Here is a 451-nt window from a genome sequence, read left to right as displayed (position 1 = left end):
CTGGTGTCGCCGTTCGGCCTCTACCTGATGTGGGTCTTCGCCACCGAGGCGATCCCCACGGAGCTTCTGGAAGCCGCCCGGATGGACGGCGCGGGCGAGGCGCGGACCTTCTTCACCGTCGCGCTTCCGCTGCTCGCCCCCGGCATCGTGACCGTGCTGCTGTTCACCACGGTCGCCACCTGGAACAACTACTTCCTGCCGCTGATCATGCTCAAGGACCCGGACTGGTACCCCCTGACGCTGGGCCTGAGCGCGTGGAACTCCCAGGCGGAGACCGTCGGCGGCGAGGTGATCTTCAACCTGGTGATCACCGGTTCCCTCCTCACGATCCTGCCGCTCGTCGTCGCGTTCCTGTTCCTCCAGAAGTACTGGCAGTCGGGTCTCGCCGCCGGAAGCGTCAAGGAGTGATCCGGCGGCCCGCCGACCGCCCTCGAGACCCCACACCCTCCCC

1 protein-coding gene is annotated in these 451 nt (G+C 67.6%); it reads left to right on the top strand.

What is annotated here, in order from left to right; genetic code table 11:
• On the top strand, positions 1–408 hold a 408-nt coding region (locus LPA54_RS38600; protein ID WP_228985046.1), incomplete at its 5' end, for a carbohydrate ABC transporter permease.
• Positions 409–451: the final 43 nt, after the last annotated feature.

Source organism: Streptomyces sp. DH12 (genome assembly GCF_020873895.1).
Classification (GTDB): Bacteria; Actinomycetota; Actinomycetes; order Streptomycetales; family Streptomycetaceae; genus Streptomyces.
Note: the sequence above shows the minus strand (reverse complement) of the source record. Positions and strands in the feature narration are given on the sequence as shown.